Raw genomic sequence first — 2,334 nt, 5'->3', positions numbered from 1 at the left:
AATCCCCCATCTGATATAGCCTCCGGCAGGATTACAGAGGTGCGAAGTTGAAGTATGTCATGCAATTGCATGACGCGCACCTCGCAACAAGAATGGCGGAGCATTCTTGAACTGAATGATGCTTCAGGTAAACTTGATCTGAACATATCGTGACGGGGGGCTATCAAGAAAAATGTAATTATTGAAGGGAGAAAACTATGACAGAGAAAATAGGAAGTATCATTGGAACACCAGTATTGCTATTTTTTCTATATTGCTGTGCACGGGAAGATCATCGATTGAAATTGCTTTCCGTCAGGCGCTTTTGGGTGTTTGGTGGAATTGGGTTGATCTGGTTTTTGATATGTAAACCGTTTTCGTGGATGGAACTGGCAGGAGGAGCGGGATTAGGACTGGTATTGCTTTGGGTGTCACATGTCAGTAAAGAGCAGTTTGGCGCAGGAGATGCATGGATATTTTTTATCAGTGGTATGTTCCTTGGGGCGGAAGAAAATATGAGGTTATTGTTGTGGTCTTTGATTATTTGCGGAATTTACAGCATGGGGATGCTTTTGTTAAAACGAAGATCACGAAAGGAACGGATTGCGTTTGCTCCATTTGTACTGGGAGCAGAAGTATTGCTGCTCCTGAGAAAATGTCAGTTTAGGCGAGGATCTCTGACCGTGGAAGCGTCATTGATTTTTCCGGTATTAGTGCTGCTATTGATGTTTTTCTTGCATACAACGATTTCTGGTTTTATGCAGGTGGAAAAACAGGCAGAGCAGATTCAACAACAGCAGGAATTGGATACGACAGCGGTATTCTGGAAAAACATACATCAGAATAATATAAAAGAAATAATAACAGACAGTATCAAAGAAAGAACGGAGGCAGAATGAAAACAGAATATCTGAGAACGGCAAGCAACAGTTATATGATCATCAAAGATGCCGAATATTTATTTGAACCTTATGAATTGCAGATGGTATTACGAAATAAAATGGAGCATTTACTGTCCATGCAGATTATGATATCGGACGGAAAGACAGAATACTGGTATGATGTGACCGGCATGCAGTCTCTGGCGCAAAAACTGACCATGCAGACTGCCGGAGGGACACTTGTTCGAAAAGTGGCGGAAGAAATCTGTGGTCTGAAAACGGAGCTGGAAGAATATCTGCTGCAGGACACGGATATTGTGTATGATCCGGAAATGATCTTTATGGATCGAAAAGAGACATCGGTGAAATTTTGCTACATTCCAGGTTTTGGAACGGCGAAAAAAGGCGGTGTCAAAAGCCTTCTGGAAAAATTTTTGCAGCGCCTGGATCATTCGGATGCCGCCGCAGTTCGTCTGGCTTACGGACTATATGAACGGTGCGAAACGGATGATCTGACGTTGCGGGATTATTATGACTGTCTTTATGGGAAAAAACAAAAAGAGGATGAAGCAGAAGAACGGCGGATGGATGAAATGATGTATGCAAAGGCAGCTGAAAATCTGGAACGAACAGAGCAGAGACATTCGGAGGATATGCTTGAACTGATGAAAGAGGAGAAGGAACAACCGAAAAAGAAGCGACGCCTTTTCCACCGGGAAAAACGCAAAATGCTGGATCGGTCATCCTTCACGTATGATGTAGAACCGGAAGAAGTGGAACCTTTTATGGTTGCAGAACGAAAACCTTCCGAAAATTGGGAAGAAACCGTATGTTTTTCCGCGGTAGAACGAAAAACGGTATGGGTGTTGGAATATAAAGGAGACGGACTGGAGGATGATCTTCGGATGGAACAGTTTCCATATCGGATTGGCAAGCATGGAAGTAATGTAGAAGGGAAACTGTATGCGCAGACGGTCAGTCGCCTGCATGCACAGATTACACAGGATGAGGATTCTAATTTATGGATTTCAGATTTTAATTCTACTAACGGAACGTACCTTAACGGACATCTGATTCCTATGAATACACCAGTGCGTATACAGGAAGGAGATCGGGTAATCTTCGCGACAGAGGAATATATATTGAAAAAGAAGTAAAAAATGAACTTAGTCTTAGTGCATATAGTGAGTAGAGGGGAATTTTGTATTCATCTCAGTCTGAGTTGAGACTCCCACTTCTGCAAGGACGCCACTGAAAAACTGTTTTTACATACAATATATAGTAGTGAAAAACATGTAAATATACTTTATCTTGTACTGTTTTGCGCAAAATAAGGACTTTTTCAGTGGCGTCCTGCAAGTGGTGAGTAGTAACAAGTATTTCTCAGTGGGAGTTCAATCTCTGACTGAGATAAATGCTCTGCGAGGGCGCACATTGTCTGGGAGACAATGGTTTTGCGCCGACCGGAACGGAG

2 protein-coding genes are annotated in these 2,334 nt (G+C 42.6%); both read left to right on the top strand.

All coding sequences use genetic code 11. The features are described 5' to 3' along the window. Positions 1–197 precede the first annotated feature (197 nt). Complete coding sequence (locus tag LG34_RS15175; protein ID WP_109216812.1) at positions 198–878, top strand: prepilin peptidase; 681 nt, start codon at positions 198–200, stop codon at positions 876–878. Further along, on the top strand, positions 875–2,017 hold the full coding sequence (locus LG34_RS15170; RefSeq protein WP_109216811.1) for a DUF6382 domain-containing protein: 1,143 nt from the start codon (positions 875–877) through the stop codon (positions 2,015–2,017). Before LG34_RS15175 ends, LG34_RS15170 begins: the two co-directional genes overlap by 4 nt. The last annotated feature ends 317 nt before the right edge of the window (positions 2,018–2,334 follow it).

Source organism: Eubacterium ramulus, assembly GCF_003122485.1.
Lineage (GTDB): Bacteria > Bacillota > Clostridia > Lachnospirales > Lachnospiraceae > Eubacterium_I > Eubacterium_I ramulus_A.
This window is presented reverse-complemented; position numbering and strand designations above follow the sequence as displayed.

Coding starts and splice junctions, on each gene's coding strand:
- LG34_RS15175 (WP_109216812.1), top strand. CDS start 198: ATGACAGAGAAAATAGGAAGTATCATTGGAACACCAGTATTGCTATTT.
- LG34_RS15170 (WP_109216811.1), top strand. CDS start 875: ATGAAAACAGAATATCTGAGAACGGCAAGCAACAGTTATATGATCATC.